The sequence below is a fragment of the Flavihumibacter petaseus NBRC 106054 genome, assembly GCF_000974785.1.
GTDB lineage: Bacteria > Bacteroidota > Bacteroidia > Chitinophagales > Chitinophagaceae > Flavihumibacter > Flavihumibacter petaseus.
Window position 1 is genome coordinate 372,626 of record NZ_BBWV01000002.1, and the last position, 19,230, is coordinate 391,855.

20 protein-coding genes are annotated in these 19,230 nt (G+C 48.4%); 13 read left to right on the forward strand and 7 right to left on the reverse strand.

Annotated features, from left to right (window positions below; translation table 11 throughout):
- Positions 1-52: 52 nt before the first annotated feature.
- The gene (locus FPE01S_RS11440; RefSeq protein WP_046369136.1) at positions 53-475 is read right to left on the reverse strand and encodes a hypothetical protein; all 423 of its coding nucleotides are present in this window, start codon (positions 473-475) and stop codon (positions 53-55) included.
- 338 nt (positions 476-813) lie between these two features.
- On the opposite strand from FPE01S_RS11440, the gene FPE01S_RS11445 reads away from it, so the two are divergent.
- From FPE01S_RS11445 to FPE01S_RS11465, 5 genes are all read left to right on the forward strand, one after another.
- Positions 814-1,182: a DUF1428 domain-containing protein gene (locus FPE01S_RS11445; protein WP_046369137.1), complete on the forward strand. Its 369-nt coding sequence runs from the start codon at positions 814-816 to the stop codon at positions 1,180-1,182.
- Positions 1,183-1,328: 146 nt separating this feature from the next.
- On the forward strand, positions 1,329-1,688 hold the full coding sequence (locus tag FPE01S_RS11450; RefSeq protein WP_046369138.1) for a hypothetical protein: 360 nt from the start codon (positions 1,329-1,331) through the stop codon (positions 1,686-1,688).
- Between the two features lie 178 nt (positions 1,689-1,866).
- Positions 1,867-3,012 carry a Gfo/Idh/MocA family protein gene (locus FPE01S_RS11455; RefSeq protein ID WP_046369139.1) on the forward strand — a complete coding sequence of 382 codons (1,146 nt, stop codon included), beginning with the start codon at positions 1,867-1,869 and terminating at the stop codon, positions 3,010-3,012.
- A 112-nt stretch (positions 3,013-3,124) separates the two neighbouring features.
- Entirely contained in the window at positions 3,125-3,844 is a 720-nt protein-coding gene (locus FPE01S_RS11460; RefSeq protein ID WP_046369140.1) for a DUF4397 domain-containing protein, read from the forward strand.
- Between the two features lie 38 nt (positions 3,845-3,882).
- Positions 3,883-4,869, forward strand: coding sequence for a type I glyceraldehyde-3-phosphate dehydrogenase (locus FPE01S_RS11465; protein WP_046369141.1), 987 nt, complete (start codon positions 3,883-3,885; stop codon positions 4,867-4,869).
- A gap of 12 nt (positions 4,870-4,881) precedes the next feature.
- On the opposite strand, the gene FPE01S_RS24865 is transcribed toward FPE01S_RS11465, so the two are convergent.
- Both FPE01S_RS24865 and FPE01S_RS11475 read right to left on the reverse strand, forming a co-directional pair.
- Complete coding sequence (locus tag FPE01S_RS24865) at positions 4,882-5,562, reverse strand: lytic transglycosylase domain-containing protein (protein ID WP_169749159.1); 681 nt, start codon at positions 5,560-5,562, stop codon at positions 4,882-4,884.
- A 211-nt stretch (positions 5,563-5,773) separates the two neighbouring features.
- Entirely contained in the window at positions 5,774-8,158 is a 2,385-nt protein-coding gene (locus FPE01S_RS11475; protein WP_046369827.1) for an ABC transporter permease, read from the reverse strand.
- A 198-nt stretch (positions 8,159-8,356) separates the two neighbouring features.
- Here FPE01S_RS11475 and FPE01S_RS11480 point away from each other — a divergent pair, with 198 nt between their 5' ends.
- The 3 genes from FPE01S_RS11480 (at position 8,357) to FPE01S_RS11490 (ending at position 10,443) form a co-directional block, all read left to right on the forward strand.
- Positions 8,357-9,118 carry a HipA family kinase gene (locus FPE01S_RS11480; protein WP_245623990.1) on the forward strand — a complete coding sequence of 254 codons (762 nt, stop codon included), beginning with the start codon at positions 8,357-8,359 and terminating at the stop codon, positions 9,116-9,118.
- Complete coding sequence (locus tag FPE01S_RS11485; protein ID WP_046369143.1) at positions 9,096-9,479, forward strand: DUF3037 domain-containing protein; 384 nt, start codon at positions 9,096-9,098, stop codon at positions 9,477-9,479. The genes FPE01S_RS11480 and FPE01S_RS11485 overlap by 23 nt, the downstream gene beginning before the upstream one ends.
- Before the next feature lie 415 nt (positions 9,480-9,894).
- Positions 9,895-10,443 carry a hypothetical protein gene (locus FPE01S_RS11490; RefSeq protein ID WP_046369144.1) on the forward strand — a complete coding sequence of 183 codons (549 nt, stop codon included), beginning with the start codon at positions 9,895-9,897 and terminating at the stop codon, positions 10,441-10,443.
- A 90-nt stretch (positions 10,444-10,533) separates the two neighbouring features.
- Here FPE01S_RS11490 and FPE01S_RS11495 read toward each other — a convergent pair whose 3' ends face one another.
- Together FPE01S_RS11495 and FPE01S_RS11500 are read right to left on the reverse strand one after the other, a co-directional pair.
- On the reverse strand, positions 10,534-11,145 hold the full coding sequence (locus FPE01S_RS11495; protein WP_046369145.1) for a hypothetical protein: 612 nt from the start codon (positions 11,143-11,145) through the stop codon (positions 10,534-10,536).
- A gap of 26 nt (positions 11,146-11,171) precedes the next feature.
- Positions 11,172-11,840 carry a hypothetical protein gene (locus FPE01S_RS11500; RefSeq protein ID WP_046369146.1) on the reverse strand — a complete coding sequence of 223 codons (669 nt, stop codon included), beginning with the start codon at positions 11,838-11,840 and terminating at the stop codon, positions 11,172-11,174.
- A 229-nt stretch (positions 11,841-12,069) separates the two neighbouring features.
- Between FPE01S_RS11500 and FPE01S_RS11505 the strand changes: the two genes are divergently transcribed.
- Positions 12,070-12,420 carry a hypothetical protein gene (locus FPE01S_RS11505; protein ID WP_046369147.1) on the forward strand — a complete coding sequence of 117 codons (351 nt, stop codon included), beginning with the start codon at positions 12,070-12,072 and terminating at the stop codon, positions 12,418-12,420.
- 96 nt (positions 12,421-12,516) lie between these two features.
- Here the strand turns inward: FPE01S_RS11505 and FPE01S_RS11510 are convergent, their stop codons facing one another.
- A complete protein-coding gene (locus FPE01S_RS11510) occupies positions 12,517-12,717 on the reverse strand; it encodes a hypothetical protein (RefSeq protein WP_046369148.1) in 201 nt (66 codons plus the stop codon).
- Positions 12,718-12,814: 97 nt separating this feature from the next.
- Positions 12,815-14,731, reverse strand: coding sequence for an AAA domain-containing protein (locus FPE01S_RS11515; RefSeq protein WP_046369828.1), 1,917 nt, complete (start codon positions 14,729-14,731; stop codon positions 12,815-12,817).
- A 106-nt stretch (positions 14,732-14,837) separates the two neighbouring features.
- On the opposite strand from FPE01S_RS11515, the gene FPE01S_RS25890 reads away from it, so the two are divergent.
- The 4 genes from FPE01S_RS25890 to FPE01S_RS11530 are packed head-to-tail and all read left to right on the forward strand — an operon-like array spanning position 14,838 to position 19,105.
- Positions 14,838-15,014 carry a chryseobasin-related MNIO class RiPP peptide gene (locus FPE01S_RS25890; protein WP_157473999.1) on the forward strand — a complete coding sequence of 59 codons (177 nt, stop codon included), beginning with the start codon at positions 14,838-14,840 and terminating at the stop codon, positions 15,012-15,014.
- Positions 15,011-16,144, forward strand: a complete 1,134-nt coding sequence (locus FPE01S_RS11520; protein WP_046369149.1) for a multinuclear nonheme iron-dependent oxidase — start codon at positions 15,011-15,013, stop codon at positions 16,142-16,144. The genes FPE01S_RS25890 and FPE01S_RS11520 overlap by 4 nt, the downstream gene beginning before the upstream one ends.
- 15 nt (positions 16,145-16,159) lie before the next feature.
- Positions 16,160-17,116, forward strand: coding sequence for an ABC transporter ATP-binding protein (locus tag FPE01S_RS11525; protein ID WP_046369150.1), 957 nt, complete (start codon positions 16,160-16,162; stop codon positions 17,114-17,116).
- 30 nt (positions 17,117-17,146) lie between these two features.
- The gene (locus tag FPE01S_RS11530) at positions 17,147-19,105 is read left to right on the forward strand and encodes a sialate O-acetylesterase (RefSeq protein WP_046369151.1); all 1,959 of its coding nucleotides are present in this window, start codon (positions 17,147-17,149) and stop codon (positions 19,103-19,105) included.
- Positions 19,106-19,230: the final 125 nt, after the last annotated feature.

Genomic DNA, 19,230 nt, shown 5'->3' on the forward strand with positions numbered 1-19,230 from the left:
AATTTAAGAGATGCATAGTTATCACCTTTTCACAAGCAATTTGGTTGAGTTTTCATGAACCCTTTCGCTTGCAAACAATCAATTCCTGATCGTGTTTATCTGATATTTCTGTTGGATGCAAACCATGAGGTGCGACCACTATCTTCAGCGAATCGCCGTTCAGCTCATAACCAATACTCACAGGTGTGGGATTGTTAAGCGTGTCCTCTGACCGAACAATAAGCAACCTGGGGTTGGCGATAGTGTCCAGCTTGAAGGAATACTTCATCTCCTTCCCGGTCTCGTCTGTGAAACTAAGTGTATCGCCTTTGAAGACATACAGGAAAGATACATCTTTTTTGATCCCGTTCAGGCTTTCTGTTAGCCCCATCCAGGCTCCTTGCATGTTTTCCTTGTCCGTAGATGTTGCCGCATCCCCGGCGTCACTACATGACAAAGCGCAAACGAGTACTAATATGATGAGGTAAATTTTCATAATGTTTTATTTCTAAAACGCATAACTAAATGAAAGGTTACAAAATTGCTGTCTATCGATTATAATTATTATGCTCAGGAACAAACAACTCGCAAAATAAAAGAGAGAGAGGACACTACATAATACCCGACAACACAGCACACAACATTAGCTTTTTTGCAATTTTGGCGTGATCAGCAAACATCAACAAATCGCAAATCCAGGCTGTGGTTCGGCAGGACAAACAACTTTGAGCTTTAGTACTTAAATTCGACCTTATATTTTCAATCAGCAGTGGTTGTCGGCGTTGTATGCAATCTGAGAACTAACACCCTGAATTGGATAGTATAAAAGAGAATATGGAAAATTACTTAGACGGATTTGTGCTTCCGGTTCCACGAATTTACCTGGATGAATACAAGCGTGTGGCTGAAAAAGTGGCTGAAATTTGGAAAGAATATGGAGCACTGGCTTACTTTGAGTATGTCGGGGAAGATTTGAAATTGGAAGGCACGCGTTCGTTCGTCGAATTAGTGGAATTGAAAGAAGATGAAGTAATAGTGTTTGGGTGGGTTGTTTTCCCTTCCAAAGAGGTTCGTGACAGGGCTAACAAGCAAGTTCCCTCTGATTCAAGAATGACGGAATTGGTTGCTCCATTAACCGACCCGAGAAGATTGATTTTTGATGCCGAAAGAATGGTGTATGGAGGTTTTAAACCACTCGTTTAGTCGAGTGCCAGTGAAGTTGGATAGACTACAGATTATAACCACCGTACTCTTTATACTACACAGTTATGACATTTCGTAGGACTCAACTTTTTATATTTATCAGCTTAATAGCTTGTAATCGCATCGAGACAGGAGACGCATTAAACATGTCTGACATAGCTCGAATGCAGAAACTAAACCTGCTTGACAACGACGAAAAAGTTTATAGGTTCTACTCTGAATTTGGAAAAGAGGTAGCTGGCAACTTTTTTTCAGATAAGCGCATGGCCAAATATTGGATAGACAAAAAAGACAAAACAAAAGACGAAGTTTCATTTGCCTTTTATCAAGATATCAAATCAATTGACACAGTTTACTATGCAGGTTTGGCGTACTGCCCATATATGTTGGTGACAAAAAACGATAGTTCAAAATTCAAGGTTTGTGTTGACGGAGAACGAGAAGAAATAGGAGCTTTTTTTGAAGATGCACTTACAAATTGGAGACAAAGAAAAAGTGTAAAATGACTTATACAGTACAGTATTTCCGACCGGCATAATTAGCACGACTGCCCATTCGTACTGACCGTGACGATGTTTGCTCACGCAGGTTTCCAATAGCGAAATTCTTTATTGACTGGCAGGAAATTTATACGAATCCTGTATTTTTAGTAATTATCATGATATTTATCCGCAAAATTTTACAATGAGACCAATCAACGTTGCTGTGGTGGGTACAGGATTTATCGGTCCTGCCCATATCGAAGCCCTCCGCCGCCTGCCGAATATCCGCGTTGCTGCTTTATGCGAAGCAACAGCTGAACTCGCCAGGGAAAAGGCAGATGCGCTCGGAATTGAACGCGCTTATGTATTTGAAGAATTGCTGAAGCAGGAAGATATTGAGGCGATACATATCTGTACGCCGAATTTTCTCCATTATTCGCAATCCAAAGCTGCCCTGCTTGCCGGAAAACACGTGATCTGTGAGAAACCGCTTGCCACCAAAATCGAAGAGGCGGAAGAGTTGGTAAAACTGGCAAAGGAAAAAGGCCTGGTAAATGCAGTGCACTTCAACCTGAGATATTATCCGCTCGTCAGGCAGATGAAAACCATGCGGGAAAAAGGTGACCTCGGTGATATTTACGCTGTGATGGGCTCTTACCTGCAGGACTGGCTCTATTTTCAACACGATTACAACTGGCGCCTCGAGCCCGACAAGTCCGGTGAATCACGGGCGATTGCCGATATCGGGTCCCACCTGCTGGACATTATCGAATATGTGACGGGGTTAAGGATCACGGAAGTGATGGCAGATTTCTCCACCGTACATAAAACAAGGTTAAAACCCCTGAAGCGTATTGAGACGTATTCGCAGACAGCGCTCAGTGCAGCTGACTATGAAGAAGTTCCCATCAATACAGAAGACCATGCGAACGTTTTGTTGCGCTTTGACAACGGTAATAAGGGTGTGGTAACGGTAAGCCAGGTGTCTGCAGGCCGTAAAAACAGGCTGAATGTAGAAATCTCCGGGTCAAAAGCTAACCTGGAATGGAATTCTGAAAGACCCAACGAGATCTGGCTGGGAAAAAGGGAAGGGGCCAACCAGGTGCTGTTAAAGGATCCGTCGCTGGTTTACAGGGAATCCGCACAATTGATCAGCTTTCCGGGTGGACACAACGAAGGTTTTCCCGATACCTCCAAGCAGATGTTCAAGGAAGTGTATGCTGCCATTGAAGCGGGAAAACAGCCTGAGCATCCCAGTTATCCCGACTTTGCGGCAGGGCTGAGAGAACTGCTGATCTGCGAACGTATTATAGAAAGTCATAAGAAACAGGCCTGGGTAAAAATTTAACCAGGTTGTTAACAGGTACCTAAACCTGTTGCTTTAGCAGGCATACGGCAAACTTTTACAGATAGGATTCGTCTATGAGACGGATCCTTTTTTTATGCTTAAAAAGTTCTGTATGAAGTCAACTTTGAAATTGTTTGCCGTTTTTTCACTGGTTGCTATCCTGGCAACTTCCTGTCTGAAATCTTCTGACAATCAACCGGCCACCCCGGTGGCAGGATTAATGGCGTTTAACCTGGCGCCCGACCAGAACAGTATGGGGATTCGCCTAAATGGGAATAACCTTACCAATCAGCCCCTTTCCTATACCAACTACACGGGAGCCTATCTTCCGATATATGTAGGAGACCGTTCGGCCTGGGCTTTTGACTATTCCAATGGTGCGCCGCTTACAGAAGAAACAAAGTTTTCCGCTGCAGCAGACCAGTATTATTCGCTTTTTGTGGTCGGTTCCGACAGCAGCTATAAAACACTGGTGACCACTGATAACCTGGATAGCCTTCCTTTCACTGCCGGAAAGGCTTTTGTGCGGTATATCAACGCTATTGTCGATACGACCACTTCGCCTGAAGTAATCGTTGCAGGTGGCAGTACTTCCTATCAGCAGGAAGTGTCATTCGGGCAAGTAAGCGCTTTTCAACCCATCGACGCAGGAGATATCGCGGTATCTGTGAAAGCAGGAACGACGATCGACAAGAGCCGTACTTTCCCGGTGGAAGCTAATAAGATCTATACCGTACTGCTGGTAGGTGAACCTGGTGCTGCAGGCAACAAAGCCGTTGATATCAAATATGTGGTAAACGGCACTATACAAGATTCGACAGCGCATCAATAATTCTTTAATTGCCGATATTTGCGCAAAATTTTCAACGTATGCGCATTGCCATCAACGGGATGGGAAGGATCGGGCGGTTGTTGTTCAGAAGATTGCTCGGAGAGCAGGATGTGGAACTTGTAGCGGTGAATGATATCATGCCTTCAGATAACCTGGTTTACCTGCTGAAATATGATTCGCTCTACGGGCCAAATCCTGCTCCTTTGTTTTTGGAAGGGAATGCTATTGTTTCCGGTGATAAACGGATAATGGTATTCCAGGAAGATCATCCTGCTAAACTGAACTGGAAAGAACTCGGCGTGGACGTAGTGCTTGAATGTTCCGGGCGATTCCACCAGGCTGCGGGAGCAAAAGAACACCTGCAGGCAGGTGCGAAAGCCGTATTGTTGTCAACAACCGGTTCTGCTGATATCCCGTTGATGATCTATGGTTTCAATCAGCACCAGCTGACTAAGGAAACACAGGTAGTAAGTCCCGGTGGCTGCATGACCAACTGTTGTACCCATATCATTTATCTTCTGCAGTCAATCGGTATCGAGTCCATTCATTTCAATATCCTTCATTCTTATACATCACGACAGGAATTAGTGGATACCGCTCATAAACAATTCCGTCGCGGCCGTGCTGCCGCTGAGTCCATCATCCCTGTGGAAATCGACCTGGCCTCTTCCCTGGAACGATTGTTCCCCCTGAAAGACAGGATAGCTGCATTGTCCATCAGGGTGCCGGTCACGAACGGTGCCATGACTGACGTAACCGTGACCTTAAAAACAGAAACTTCTGCGGCGGAGATCAATAACCTGTTCCGGCATGCCGCTACGGGTCCCTATAAGGGAATACTGGACTATACAGAAGAGCAACTGGTTTCTGCCGACATCAAGGGGAATACCCATTCTCTTGTGATCGATGGCAGCCTTACGTCGGTTGCAGGCCGCCAGGTCAAACTGATCGCCTGGTTCGATAACGAATACGGTTATACGAGCAGGATGATTGACTGGCTCAGGTACTGGCAAAAGATCCGGTGACCAGGCCGTGACTCAGAAAGTTGACGGTACGAAGGCTGAATGTTTTCCTTCAAAATACCAGTGGGTGGCGATATATTTCTGAACATGGCCACGGCTTTCCTGTGGAAGGTATTGCTGCAATTCAAAGAAGTCGCGGCTTCCGGATTTTTTAATTGCCTTGTACACCGGCCCGGGACCGCAATTGTAGGCAGCGAGCGCCAGGAGCCAGTTGTCAAATTCTCCATAAAGGTCGCGTAAATACAAAGCGGCAGCTTTGGTGCTGAGCCGGGAGTTGAGGCGTTCGTCGATACTGTCGGAAACCTGCAGGCCGAGATCTCTTGCAGTTTCAGGCATCAGTTGCCACGTTCCAAGTGCACCGACCGGGCTGAGTGCTGTTGATTTGAGCTCAGATTCCACCACGGCGAGGTATTTCAGTTCAACGGGAAGTTTGTATTTGCGGAGGATTTTTTCCATCATGGAAAATGTACCGCGGCTGCTTTTACGGATGGCAACAAGTGCTTCTTCGTTGGAACGGAGATAAGCTTCCATTTTGCCATGTGTTTTCTTCCGGGCTTCAGTCTTGCTTTCCGCTTTCCCTTCAACGATACAAACCCGGAAGGTGTTGGCTGGAAGTGAACCCGTTCCTGCTGATGCCGACAGGAACAGAAATAGGTTGCATACGACGAGCATGCGGATTACTTGTGACCTGTACATTGTTTTCATTTTTTAAATGGTACAATGCCGAACCAGGTAGTGGATTAGATCAACAAGTTTTTGGCAGAGAATATTGGGAGGAAAAATAACCAACCGGTGTCGGACAAACAGGTTTTTCAATTGTCCGGGTGGCCATTTGGTCTAACAGCAACAAATCTAATACCAGCTTTTTTATCATCCTAAGGTGTTATACGTAGAAAATCTACTAAGTCTATTCTGAACGCAATGATTTGACAGGGTTGGCTAATGCTGCCTTAAGTGCCTGGAAACCAACAGTTAACATGGCAACTATTGCCGCGGTGGCTGCCGCCAGCACAAACACCCACCAGTCTAACCCGGTACGGTAGGCGAAATTCTGAAGCCATTGACTCATAGCGTAATAGCCCAGCGGAATGGCTATGCAGGTTGCCAGTACTACCGGTTTCATCAGATCCTTCGACAACAGTAGGATAATATTTGATTCGGATGAGCCCAGTACCTTCCGGACGCCTATTTCCTTGGTCCGCCTGGCAGCTGTAAACGAAGCCAGGCCGAATAGTCCAAGGCAGGCAATAAAAATGGCCAGGGCTGCAAAAATGGTCATGATCTGCTGCTGTTTCAGGTCGGTCTTGTATAACTGGTCGAATTTTTCGTCGAGGAAATTATATTCAAAAGGAAATTGGGGTGCCGCGGCGCTGTACTGTTGTTTTACGGCTGCGATATTATCGGCTATCCTACCGCTTTTGAATTTCACCAGGGCCACGCGGTTGTCGTCAGACGGCGAGATGACCAGCGGGTTGACCTGTTGTTTCAGTGACTGGAAATTGTAGTCGGCCACCACGCCGATAATATGCCTTCTTTCTGTGTCACGGATCGTGTTTTTGATCCATTTGCCGATGGCCTGTTCTGGTTGCTGGCAACCGAGGGCCCGCGCTGCGGTTTCATTGATCAGGACTGATCCTGCGCTGTCTGTCGGGAACGAACGATCGAAATCCCGGCCGGCTATAACTTTCAGGTTAAGCGTTTTCACCATGTCAAAGTCGGTGAATTCCGTGCAGGACTTCAACACCTGGCCATCCATTCCTTCCGCCTCAAAGGTATGTGTGTCGAAAAAGCCGCCTGGTTCGCCAGAGACTAGTGACACGCTGGCGATGCCGGATTGCCGTTCCAGTTCCTTTTTAAAATGGAAACGGTTATCGTAAAATTCATTGTTATCGATAGGGATGACGAGGGTCTGAGACTGGTCAAAGCCAAGTTCCCTGGAGCGTACGTAAGACATCTGTTTGGTGATAAAGATGGTTCCGATGATCAGCAGCACGGAAATCGAAAACTGCACCACTACGAGTCCCTGCCTGAACCAGGAGCCTTCCCTGCCAAGATTCAACTTCCCTTTTAATGCCTGAATGGGCGAGTATGCGCTGAGGAAAATGGCAGGGTAGGTTCCGGCAAAAGCACCCACCAGGAGCACAACTGAACCGAGGAACCCGTAGATCGGAAACCTGGTCCATTCAATAGCCAGTGTATACCCCAGGATATGGTTGTAGAAGGGTAGCAGGATCAGGGTCAGCATCACCGCAAACAGGCAGGAGATCAGCGCCAGGAGTATCGATTCACCGATGAACTGGGCTACCAGGTGGTTACGGAGCGCCCCCATCACTTTACGCAGGCCGACCTCCTTGGAACGTTCTACTGCCCGCATGGTACTCAGGTTCATAAAGTTGATGCAGGCGATGACCAGGATCAACACGGCAATGGACAAGAAAATATAAACAACCTTTTTATCGCCATGGCGAACAGCGTCAAAACGGGTTGCACTTTCAAAATAGATTTCATTCAGTGGATTCAGTGTCAGGCCGACCTTACTCTGGAACCGCTCCATTTCCTTGCCCATATACTTTTGCATAAAAGCCGGGAACTGTCTTTCCAGGCGGGCTGCCGAGCCTTCGTCTTTCAGCAGGGTATAGGTGAACATAGAATTGTTGATCCATACCTTAAACCATGGCCTGTTATAATAGTTGGACAACGGGGCGACCATATCAAATTCGAGGTGGGAATTCGCCGGAATATCTTTAGCGACACCTGTAACCGTCAATTGAATTTCCTTGTCGAGTTCCAGTCTTTTTCCGATAGGGTTCTCCTCACCAAAGTATTTCCTGGCTGCTGTTTCTGTAAGCACGATGCTTCCCGGCTCTTTCAGAACAGTATTGGGATCGCCTTTCAGCAGGGGAAAAGAGAACATGCTGAAAAAAGGCTCGTCCGTCAGTATAAGTTTCTTTTCGTTGAAGGACCTGGTTCCGGAGGTGACCAGGGCGTTGGAAGGCATTACACGCACCGCAGAGACAATTTCACCCTGGAAGTCGTTCAGCAGGGCGGTGGCATAAGGACCGGATACATAAGGGACTTTTGCCGGCAGTTTATCCAGCTCCATCGTGCGCATTACCCGGTAGATCCTTTTGCCATCAGCATGGAACTTGTCAAAACTGAATTCATTCTGGATATAGAGAAAAATCAACAGGCATACCGTAATACCGATTGTGAGTCCTGAAATATTGATGAGGGAGAAAATTTTATTCTTCTTGAGGTTTCTCCAGGCGATTTTGAAATAGTTCGTAAACATGCTTTCGGATTGATATACCATGTAGTCAAGGGGCGTGCCTCTTTTTCAATGCTTTAATAATCAGTATTTTGAGCCCTCGCTACGGTTGTGGCTGTCCGGTATCGGACAGTTTTTTGTCCGGTTCCGGTCATGTCGTAGATTGCTGCCCAAATCTGAACAGCATTGCCGGTTACTTCTTTTCCGTTAAGACAGGTGCAGGTGAATCGATATGTTACGCCGCTCAGGGAGGGTGGGTCATTGCCCGCGATTGCAGAGGCAGATGACGGGTTCCTGTATGTGCTGAAATTCAGGGGTGCCGGCCAGGGTGTAAAAGCTTTGATCGCTGAAGTGATCGGCGGCGAATTGGCCCGTGCAGCCGGACTGAAAGTGCCGGAGCTGGTACTGGCTACGCTGGATGAGGGCTTTGGCCGCACCGAACCCGACGAGGAGATCCAGAACCTCCTCAAGGCCAGTATCGGGTTGAATATCGGTTTGCACTATCTCAGCGGATCGATAACCTTTGATCCGGTGTCTACGCAGGTTGGGGCAACGCTTGCCTCCAGGATTGTCTGGCTGGATGCTTTGCTCACCAATGTAGACAGGACAGCCCGGAATACCAACCTGTTGAGCTGGAACCGGGAATTATGGCTCATTGACCATGGCGCATCCCTTTATTTTCACCACAACTGGGCCCAGTGGCAGGAACAGGCAATCCGGCCATTCGCTGCCATAAAGGACCATGTATTGCTGCCATTCGCTGAGGAACTGGAAGCAGCCGATACCTTTATGCAGGAACAGCTTACACCGGAACTGATCCGTGAAGTGGTACAGCAGGTGCCGGATAACTGGCTGCTGGCGTATCCCGATGAAGGCACGCCGGAAGAAAAGAAGCAGATTTACACCGATTTTCTGATCACCCGCAGGGCAAACGCACCTGTGTTTTTAAAAGCTGCAACTGATGCCCGGAAAGCACTTGTTTGAATATGCCGTGATTCGTTTTGTTCCCAGGGTGGAGCGGGAAGAATTTGTGAACATCGGTGTAACGGTGTTCTGTAAACGCCCGGCCTTCCTGGGTACCAGGATCAATATGGATATGGACAAGCTCCTGCATTTTGCACCAGAACTTGACATTGAAATGCTTAAAGAGCATCTTTACGGGTATGAGAAAGTGTGCCGGGGAGGGCCGGAAGGCGGGCCTATCGGTCAGCTCGATCATGCTTCAAGGTTCCGGTGGCTGACAGCGACCCGCAGTACTATTGTGCAGTGTTCCAGGGTGCACGCCGGGTTCAGTGACGATCTTGAGGCGACGTTGCATGCGTTGTTCCAGAAGCTGGTGTTGTAGCGTTTCACGCAATTTTATTGGGTTTTTTGTGTTTGAGGCGCTGGCGCTTTTTGGGCCTGGTTGGGTTTTTTTTCACGCGGAGCTCGCAGAGGAGCAGAGGCGCAAAGCGGAAGGTATTGGTGTGGAAAATACTTTACTTTTCGACCTTCACGTTGCAGCAGAAGTAGAAGAAATTGGCATTGGATCAGCCAGTAAATAAGGTTGCTCACGTAGCGATATAAACGCTATTCAAAATTTTTTCTTCTTTGCGCCATTGCACCTTAGCGTGCTTTGCGAGCAAAAACACGAGAAAAAACGAGCGGGAAACAAAACGACCTTTCGAGAAAACTACAGCGCGCTTTGCTTTAAGGAAACTGTAACAAATAATCTTTTAACCTCGCGATGGTGCGACAGTCCTAATAGCAAATGATCCCATATGAAAAAGCTATTCTACTCCATCGCATTGTTTGGTTTACTGCTTGTTGCCGCTAAATCCGAGGCGCAGGTACAGGTAGGTGTACAAGTGAATATCGGCGCCCAGCCGATGTGGGGACCTACCGGGTACGACTATGCGGAGTATTATTATCTCCCGGATATTGATGTTTATTACAATATTCCCCAACGGCAGTTTGTTTATCTTGATGGCGGCCGTTGGATCTTTGGGGCTTCCTTACCCTATCGCATGAGGCACTATGATCTCTACAGGGGGTACAAGGTTGTAGTCAATGCACCGACTCCCTACCTGCGTTGTGATTATTATCGCGGACAATACGGTCGTTACCGTGGATATACCGGCCATCAGGTAGTATTAAGGGATGCACCTCCCCGCAGGGTGTACCGCGACTATGACAGGCGTGACCGGAGAGATGACCGTTATGATCACAGGGATCGCAGATACGATCGTTATGACAGAGATGGTCACTATGACAAACGCGACAAGCATGACAGGCATGATAATGGCCGCCACAACGGGCGTCATCATTAATACAAAGTTCTATCCGTACGCTTTGAAGGATTGGTTGGCACCCTGAAGCAGCTCCCGAGAGCTGCTTCTTTATTTGATGCAATGGTTAGGTTAGTGATGTTTTTTAAGCCGGGTGGTATAAATGACATCGCGTTTGATCTGCGTATAGGTCTGAATGTCTTCGCTGAGATCCCTGGCCGTCAATACCAGCACGCTGTCGGGCTCCCAGCTGTAATGGTAGGTCTTGGCATAGGCGGGATAGAAGTATCCACCCGTAGCGGCAATCACAAAGTTGAACCCATCGAGATGTACCGAATCCTTTTGTTTCAGTTCCAGGGAGGCGGTAAGATCTTCTTTGCCAATAGCGGCATTGATATAGCCGATTGATTCAGGTAGTTCAACACCATTTAACGTTCCGGTTGTTTTCACTTCGGTATCCAGTACACGATAGGCCAGTCCGGCAACGCTCAGGTGCGCCTCATCAATCGTAACGACACCTTCGTTTGCCGTTGTCACGTAATCAAGGTGGCTTGTGGTCAGCGTTCTGTCAGATTCATACTGATGGTCAGTATTGACAGTTCCTTTAATGGTAATTCCAAGAAAGTCATACTGCCCGTAAAGATGATTGGCTGACGGAGGTTGCTCCTCCTGTTTATCTTTTGAACAGCCTGACAGTACAGTGCAAAACAGCAATGCCCCGGTGGCATATATTAAATATTTCATGCAAAGTTGTTATAGGAATTTTAGAATCAGGGGCGCTTTTTGTATCGTACGGTCATTTTAATGTCTACGCTGACAGTTACCGACGGATCAGGACTATTGGAGTCGATATAAGCATCATTTAAAATCAGGATATCGCCATCCCAACGATACTTCATAGTGGTGTTGGTTTTTCCTTCCAAACCGGAAGCGTTGACAGGTGGGTTGATGTTAAATCCTGTAAACTTAATGGAATCAGCTCCTTTCAGCACATAATCACCTTCGGCGTCTGAAGGAGGAAAGCTTTCATCCATGGGGAAGTCCAGGGGAACTGTTCCCGGAATACCTACCACCTGTGATTCTATACGAATGTTCTGTTTAACATCATAGCCAAGGCCTTTTGAGGTGACCTTGTTTTCAGTGAGTGTAAGCACGCCTTTGTTATTGATGGAAGTGTAGTCAAGGTAGGCGGTGCTCCGCATTGTCATCCCACCGGTTCTTGATTCCGTTTTGGTAGTTCCTTTAACGGCCATATCTATAAAGTCATACACGCCAACAAGGTTGCCGCCGCCGCCGGGTTGGTTGGGGTCATCCGGGTCATTTGGGTTGGCCGGGTTGTTAGGGCTGGCATTCGGCGTTTCAAAGCTGATTTCTTTCTGGCAGGCGGGGAGAATAAAAAATGAGATGGCGACCAATAGGGCCGTAGTAAGTTGTTTCATGGTGTAACGATAAGGTTTGGAGTTAGCAAGATTAGTTTACAGGGGGGCAAAATACATAAAAGTTATTGATTAAGCGATAAGGTGCAGTTTACGTCGTGGGCAAAAAGATCAACGGTGCGGGATTTGACATTAAATTAAGCTGAGCTGGTCCGGAACAGGGTGTTTCTGGCACCATTTTGGTCGTAAAACCCTTGTTGTTACCTAATCATCAATTATAAAATTGTTCGTTATGAAAAAGTTACTGGTATTGAGTTTATTCCTGGGATTTCTCACCATGAATGCAATCGCCCAGGATCACAAAATGGACAAATCAGAATGGCACAAGAAGGTAAAGGATGAATTGAAACTGACACCGGAACAGGTGACCAAGTACGATGCGCTGACCACCGAATATGATCCTAAGTTTGATGCGATCAAGAATAATTCATCGCTCACCAAAGATCAGATGAAGGAACAAAAAATGGCGCTCATGAAAGAAAAGGATGTCAAGCTGAATGAATTCCTTACCCCCGAGCAACAGACCAAATACAAGGAAATGATAGAAAAGAAGATGAAGGACATGAAAGATCATAAACAATAGCGATCGCGCTTACTGTATTTGAATACCATTTTCAAGCATAAAAAATGCCCCTGCAATGCAAGGGCATTTTTGTTGAAATAGGTTATCAGGGTTCGGTCAGACACCCAGGTTGACGGTTTTCCTGTTTGTTCTTACCACAAAATGTAAAAGGATCAGTGCTGCGCCAAGGGAATAGCCGGCAATCAGCTGGCTTTTATCTTCCCGGCCGATCATCCAGGTGATCGCCACTTGAGAAAGGCCCCAGACAAGCAAAACCTGCCTGATAGCCGCAATGAGGAACCTGCGGATAGTTAACATAGGGATAAATTTTGATGTAAGTATAACCATCTGGCCCCTGAAAAATTGTATCAATGCCCCGGATTTCGACGATTGACCCCGCAGAAACGATGAATGGCTAGTCATACAGGTAGGTCCATGCGCTTTCATGGGCTCCTGATTCCCCGGCAAAATGGATAAAATCACTGTAAAAGGGGTATTGCGACAGGGTAGCGCTGTCGCCAATGATGACGAGCTTTTTTTTGGCTCTTGTAACAGCCACATTCATTCTTCTCACATCTGCGAGAAAACCGATAGTGCCTTCGGTGTTGCTTCTGGCCAGGCTGATATAGATAATATCCCTTTCCTGACCCTGAAAACTGTCAATCGTATTTGCCGTAACTAAACTCCGCGGGTAAAACTCCGGTCCCTGTTCCTCCAGCTTGTCCTGCAGTATCTCGACCTGCAACCGGTAAGGAGAAATAATGCCGATATCGGGCAATTGGTTTCCCGGAAATTTCGAACGGATCTGGTCAACCAGCTGACGCAGGTGAAGCATCAGAAAATCAGCTTCTTCGGGATTGCAGATTCCGGTTCCTTCCCGCTTTTCTTCATATCCACATCCCGCCGTGTCAACAAAGGAAAGGGGAAGTTGGTCGTCAGGCAAAGTTCGTGTGGCCACTGCGGGGGCGGCAACGAGATGGCCGTTATAGAACTGCCGGGACGGAAATTCCATGATCAGCTGATGCATGCGGTACTGCATACTGAGCAGAAAAACCTGTTGCGGCAATGCTGCCGCCATCTTTTGCAAAAGTGTTTCTGACAAGCCGCCGTTGGCAGCGTCAGCAGATTTTACAGTTGGGGACAGCTGATGGTGGTCACCGGCCATAATCAGTTTACGGGTTTTCAGTACCGGAATCCAGGCGGCGGGTTCCAGTGCCTGGCCGGCTTCATCCATCACCACCATTGCAAACGATCTGTTGTTCAGCGTTGTATTGGCAGCGCCTACGAGGGTTGCAGTAATCACCTGCGCCCGCTCAAGTATATCCCCGGCAATATAATTTTCTGTTGCCATCACTTCCTTCATGATCTTACCCGCTTCATCAAACAATGCCTTCCGCTGATCCCGTTCTGCTTTTCCGAAACTGCGTTTGTATTTATGGGCCAGGTTGCGGTACTCGCTGGCCTGCCGCCGGAGTGCTTTGATCTGCTTCATCTGGGGATGGGCGCTCATCTGGTAATCGAGCGTCAGGTTGAGCTGTTTTTCGGCAACACGCGCCGGGTTTCCGATGCGCACCACCTTCAATCCCGCCACGGAAAGCCGTTCGCTGAGCAGGTCGACTGCGGCGTTACTGGGAGCAACCACTAATACCTGTTCGCCGGCCCTTAAATGACCGGAAAATGCAGCTTTCAGCAGGGCAACCAGGGTAATGGTCTTGCCGGTTCCGGGAGGTCCGTGAAGGATCGCTAATTCTTTGGCTTCCAGTGCAGCCTGCGCCGCAGCAGCCTGGGCCGGATTCAATCCCGTAAATTGAAATGGCGGGAGTGGAGCAGCGGGGGAAACTTCACCGGTCTTCGTAAGAATACGGATAAGTGTACCGTCTTCCCGGTGATCAAGTCTTTTTGAAGCCTGTTGCAATGCCGACCGCATTTCATCATAGCTGTTTTCGTCAAACAGCAGGTCCACACCCAGTTTACCTTCACGGGTCCAGCGGGGCAATTCGTCAACAGACAGGGATAATTTAAGTGTGTTCCCACTTAACCAGGTGATGATGCCATCCAGCCGGTCTGTTTCTGGGTCGTGTTGCGAAAACAGGGATGCGGGCATCCCGGAGCGGAATTGATGGACTGTATCCGTATGGGTGGTTCGTTCGATCTCAATGGTAATGTAATCGCCGCGGCCGATTTCAGTTCCCTTAATCGCAATGGGATACCAGCTCATGCCATTTGCCCGCCTTTCACTAACGGGGTTCTCATGTGTCAGCCGTCGCCAGGTTTCCCTGTCCTCTTTTCGTTCTGTTTCCAGGAGGGAAAGTAATCTGCTGAAATAATCCATGTGGGCAAAATTGCTTAAATAAAATGATTTCATCAGCGGGGCAACGGTATGGAAAGGATATCTGTCAGCATCCTTGTAACCGGACTGTGCCATAAAACCTTAAGACATGAAACTGCCAAAATCCCTCCTCAGCGCTCTTGTGATCGGAATAGCCGTTCAGGCCGTTCCTGCCTGTACCAAAACCAAAGAATCTCCGTCACAAAAGGCAAAGAAAGACGCCAAAGAGAAGGAAACAGAGAAGACCTCAATTCCGTTTAACTGCCCGGCTTGTGGAATGGGATGACAACATTAGCCGCAGTTGCCCTTAATCCTGACAGTAATTTGCTCACTGCAGCATTACCGCTGCTGGAGGAAGAAATGGTGGATGCTATCGAATGGTCATTCGATGCGGTAGATACCACCGGAAGGTTGCCTGCATACTTTCACGATCTCCTGCAATTTTACGCGAGCCACCATCGCCTTATCGGGCATGGGATCTATTTCTCGGCTTTTTCCGGGAAGTGGACACCAGACCAGCAGGAATGGCTTTCAAGGCTTGCGGCAGTTTGCCGCCAGTTTCCGCTGGAACAGGTCACTGAACATTTCGGTTTCATGACCGGAAAGGACTTTCACAAAGGGGCGCCGCTCAATATTCCCCGGAATGCGGCAACGCTCGCAATCGGGCGTGACCGGCTTGCAAGGATCAGACAGGCTTGTAATTGTCCGGTCGGCCTGGAAAACCTGGCTTTCAGTTATTCCCTTGAAGAAACCAGGCACCATGGGGCTTTTCTTGCTGAACTGGTTGAACCTGTAAACGGGTTTATCATACTGGACCTTCACAACTGTTACTGTCAGGCGATGAACTTTTCGGTTGATGCTGATCGTTTGCTGGATACCTATCCGCTTCACCTTGTAAGAGAGATCCATATCAGCGGGGGCAGTTGGGAACCTTTTCCGGATGCGCCGGGAGGAATGGTCAGGCGGGACACTCATGATGATAGTGTGCCACAGGAAGTTTTTGACCTGTTACAGCTGGCATTGCGCCGTTGCCCCAACGTCCGGTATGTTACCCTCGAACAGTTGAGTACGGCATTGGAAACAACATCTGCACAGGAGCAATTCTGCAAAGATTTCCGGCGGATGCGTGGAATGATGGCAATACCGGAAGGTGAAAGACAGCAAGCGGCATCCGGGGTGCCCCAGGTTGATTTCCATAGACCCATTCCCCTGTTAACCGGTCAGATTCCGGTTGAAGATATGCTGCTGTATCAGCAACAACGGGAACTTGCGGGTATTCTGGAATCTTCAGAGGACCTGGCGACAGCCCAAAAATTACTGCGCAATTCTTCGCTGGCGGCATCGGACTGGAAGATAGAAAACTGGGCGCCCTATATGGTGGAGACCGCGCGGCAGATTGCCCGGAAATGGAAATAAATTATCTTGCCGCTCATGAATTTTCTGCGTGTGTCGGCATTGTCGGTTAATTACCGCGAGGTTCCCATTTTACAGGATGTGAGTTTTCACCAGGAACCCCTGGAACGACTGGCCATCGCAGGAGAAACAGGATCCGGTAAAACCACCCTGCTGAAAGCAATCGGAGGACTGGTAACTCCTGCTGCCGGTGCTGTCCATTTTGAAGGCGAAAAGGTCCTGGGACCCCTGGAAAGGCTAATTCCCGGCCATCCGCACATCGCCTATCTTTCCCAGCATTTCGAATTACGCAATAATTACAGTGTATATGACATCCTGGAGTATACGAACCGGCTGAGTGATGACTGGCTTCCGCGGATCATTGAAATATGCCGTGTGGAGCATCTCCTGAAGCGGCGAACGGACCAGTTGTCGGGAGGTGAAAGACAACGGGTTGCCCTTGCGCGGCAATTGTTGACCAAACCCCGTTTGCTGTTGCTGGATGAACCATTCTCTAACCTTGATGGTAGTCACCGGGATCAGTTGCGGCTGGTGATAGATGAAATGGAAGCTGCATTGGGGGTGACCTGTCTCATGGTGTCGCATGACCCCTATGACAGTCTCAGCTGGGCTTCTCAACTTCTGGTAATGGAGCGAGGGTACCTTGTGCAACGGGGACGGCCAGCCGAAATATACGAACGGCCGGCGAACCGGTATGCAGCGCGGTTGTTCGGAAAGTTTAATCTTTTGCCTGCAGGCGGCAGGTTGCGGTTTCTGCGTCCTGAGCACATGCAGCTTACCGATCAGCAGGATGACGCGCTGCCAGGCAGGGTTGTACAGGCCAGGTATTACGGTTCGTTTTGGGAGTGGGAGGTGGAAACAACTGCCGGCCGGTTGCTGGTGCAGACAGGTAAACCTGATCCGGGCAAGGGAACAGGGATCCATATCCGCATTGATCCCCAGGCGCCGCATCACCTTGTTTCATCAGATTTCTAACGTACATTTCAAATCCGAAATAATTTGCCAATGAAAAATTTGCTTCTTCCGGTATTGCTGTTCGCCGGCATCACAACAATTGCGCAGCCCAGGCTTCCAGAAATTTTTGGAGACAATATGGTGTTACAGCGGGAACGCGCGCTGACCATATGGGGCTGGGCGGGCAAAAATGAAAAGATCACGGTCAGTTTTCACGATCAGAAACAAACGACAAAAGCTGATAAGCAAGGCAAATGGTCAGTTGAACTGTCACCTGAAGTTGCCGGCGGACCTTTTGAACTGGTTGTATCCGGGAAAGGGGAAAGAAGGATCAAAAATATTCTGTTGGGCGATGTGTGGCTTTGCAGCGGACAATCAAATATGGAATGGAATGTACGCAGTTCCAATAATGCTGAACAGGTCATTGCGGGTTCTGCCAATGACCGGATCAGGCATTTTGCGGTCGCCAAAACTATTTCAGATAAACCGTTGGATAATGTAAAGGCGGCCGCGTGGGAGATCGCAGGACCTGCTACCACCGGGAACTTTACCGCAGTCGGGTATTTTTTTGCAAAAACCCTGGAGAAGGAGTTAGGCGTTCCCGTCGGACTCGTGCACAGCTCCTGGGGTGGAACCGATGTGGAAACCTGGACTAGCCGCGAAGCCCTTGCAGACAGCAAGGAGTTTCACGACCTGATGACCGGTTTACCGAAACTGAACCTTGATTCATTGGCAGCTAAAAAAAATGCAGAAGCTGCTGCAGTGGTAACCCAATTGCAGGGTAAACTACCCGATGCGGCTACTGTTGCCAGATTTCCATCAGTTGAATTCGATCAGCGTTCCTGGCCGGAGATGCAACTACCTGAATTATGGGAAACACAACAGCTTAAGAATTTTGATGGTGTAGTATGGTTCAGAAAGACCATTCAGCTGACCAAAGAACAGGCTGCACAGGCGGCTACTTTGTTGTTGGGAACAATAGATGATTCAGATGACACCTATGTGAATGGTAAAAAGGTGGGAGCTACCATGAACTCTTATAATGTTGAACGCCGGTATGTTATCCCTGCCGGATTGTTGAAAGAGGGGGTCAATGTGATCGCCATACGGGTGGAGGATACAGGCGGCGGTGGTGGTGTTTACGGCGGTGCCGACCGGCTCCAGCTGACGCTGGGAGACCAGCATTTGCCGCTGGCAGGGAAATGGGCCTTACAGGTAGAGCGCCTTGCTGCCACTGCCACTTCGGTTGGACCGAACAGTTATCCATCGCTGCTTTATAACGGCATGATCCATCCGCTATTGAAGTTTCCTATAAAAGGTGCTATCTGGTACCAGGGTGAGAATAATGCCGGGCGCGCAGCGCAATATGCAACAGCCTTCCCTGTGATGATCAATGACTGGCGCAAAGGCTGGGAGGAAGGGAACTTTCCTTTTTACTTTGTTCAGCTGTCCAGTTTTATTGCCGGTGATGGCGACAGCAGGAAAGGAAGTGCATGGGCTGAATTACGGGAAGCCCAGACCCAGACACTGGTACTTCCCCAGACGGGGATGGCGGTGACGATTGATGTTGGCGAAAGGAACGATATCCACCCCCGTAACAAACAGGATGTGGGTTATCGCCTTGCTTTGCAGGCTTTGAAAAAAACTTATGGTAAAGGCGTTGTTGCCGATGGTCCTGTTTTTTCAAACATGGAGATCGACGGCAACGAGGTCCGCCTCGGCTTTGCCAATGCGGATGGTCTAATGGCCAAAGGCAGTGACGGTGTTGTATTGGGCTTTGATGTTGCCGGGGCTGACCGGAAATTCTACCCGGTAACAGGCAAAATTGAAAACGGCAAGGTAGTGTTGCAGGGAGATGCCGCTCAAAAACCGGTTGCGGTAAGGTATGCATGGGCGGATGATGCCGGTAAAGCTAACCTGTTCAATGGTGCCGGGTTACCGGCGCAGCCTTTCCGGACGGACCACTGGGAAGGGATTACAGAAAAAAATAAATACCAGGGAGGAAACTAAAACGAAAATGCCCCGCAAGGGGCATTTTACTGAGTAGGGTAGGGATCAAAATAGAGACATCCATGTAACAACCAAACCGTCTCTGAATCATTTTGGTATAACAAAGATGCAAAGCGTTTAGGTGC

What these genes read in the sequence shown, in the direction of transcription:
- FPE01S_RS11440 (WP_046369136.1), bottom strand. Translation starts at nt 475, where the DNA reads ATGAAAATTTACCTCATCATATTAGTACTCGTTTGCGCTTTGTCATGT.
- FPE01S_RS11445 (WP_046369137.1), top strand. Translation starts at nt 814, where the DNA reads ATGGAAAATTACTTAGACGGATTTGTGCTTCCGGTTCCACGAATTTAC.
- FPE01S_RS11450 (WP_046369138.1), top strand. Translation starts at nt 1,329, where the DNA reads ATGTCTGACATAGCTCGAATGCAGAAACTAAACCTGCTTGACAACGAC.
- FPE01S_RS11455 (WP_046369139.1), top strand. Translation starts at nt 1,867, where the DNA reads ATGAGACCAATCAACGTTGCTGTGGTGGGTACAGGATTTATCGGTCCT.
- FPE01S_RS11460 (WP_046369140.1), top strand. Translation starts at nt 3,125, where the DNA reads ATGAAGTCAACTTTGAAATTGTTTGCCGTTTTTTCACTGGTTGCTATC.
- FPE01S_RS11465 (WP_046369141.1), top strand. Translation starts at nt 3,883, where the DNA reads ATGCGCATTGCCATCAACGGGATGGGAAGGATCGGGCGGTTGTTGTTC.
- FPE01S_RS24865 (WP_169749159.1), bottom strand. Translation starts at nt 5,562, where the DNA reads ATGTACAGGTCACAAGTAATCCGCATGCTCGTCGTATGCAACCTATTT.
- FPE01S_RS11475 (WP_046369827.1), bottom strand. Translation starts at nt 8,158, where the DNA reads ATGTTTACGAACTATTTCAAAATCGCCTGGAGAAACCTCAAGAAGAAT.
- FPE01S_RS11485 (WP_046369143.1), top strand. Translation starts at nt 9,096, where the DNA reads ATGCCCGGAAAGCACTTGTTTGAATATGCCGTGATTCGTTTTGTTCCC.
- FPE01S_RS11490 (WP_046369144.1), top strand. Translation starts at nt 9,895, where the DNA reads ATGAAAAAGCTATTCTACTCCATCGCATTGTTTGGTTTACTGCTTGTT.
- FPE01S_RS11495 (WP_046369145.1), bottom strand. Translation starts at nt 11,145, where the DNA reads ATGAAATATTTAATATATGCCACCGGGGCATTGCTGTTTTGCACTGTA.
- FPE01S_RS11500 (WP_046369146.1), bottom strand. Translation starts at nt 11,840, where the DNA reads ATGAAACAACTTACTACGGCCCTATTGGTCGCCATCTCATTTTTTATT.
- FPE01S_RS11505 (WP_046369147.1), top strand. Translation starts at nt 12,070, where the DNA reads ATGAAAAAGTTACTGGTATTGAGTTTATTCCTGGGATTTCTCACCATG.
- FPE01S_RS11510 (WP_046369148.1), bottom strand. Translation starts at nt 12,717, where the DNA reads ATGTTAACTATCCGCAGGTTCCTCATTGCGGCTATCAGGCAGGTTTTG.
- FPE01S_RS11515 (WP_046369828.1), bottom strand. Translation starts at nt 14,731, where the DNA reads ATGGATTATTTCAGCAGATTACTTTCCCTCCTGGAAACAGAACGAAAA.
- FPE01S_RS25890 (WP_157473999.1), top strand. Translation starts at nt 14,838, where the DNA reads ATGAAACTGCCAAAATCCCTCCTCAGCGCTCTTGTGATCGGAATAGCC.
- FPE01S_RS11520 (WP_046369149.1), top strand. Translation starts at nt 15,011, where the DNA reads ATGACAACATTAGCCGCAGTTGCCCTTAATCCTGACAGTAATTTGCTC.
- FPE01S_RS11525 (WP_046369150.1), top strand. Translation starts at nt 16,160, where the DNA reads ATGAATTTTCTGCGTGTGTCGGCATTGTCGGTTAATTACCGCGAGGTT.
- FPE01S_RS11530 (WP_046369151.1), top strand. Translation starts at nt 17,147, where the DNA reads ATGAAAAATTTGCTTCTTCCGGTATTGCTGTTCGCCGGCATCACAACA.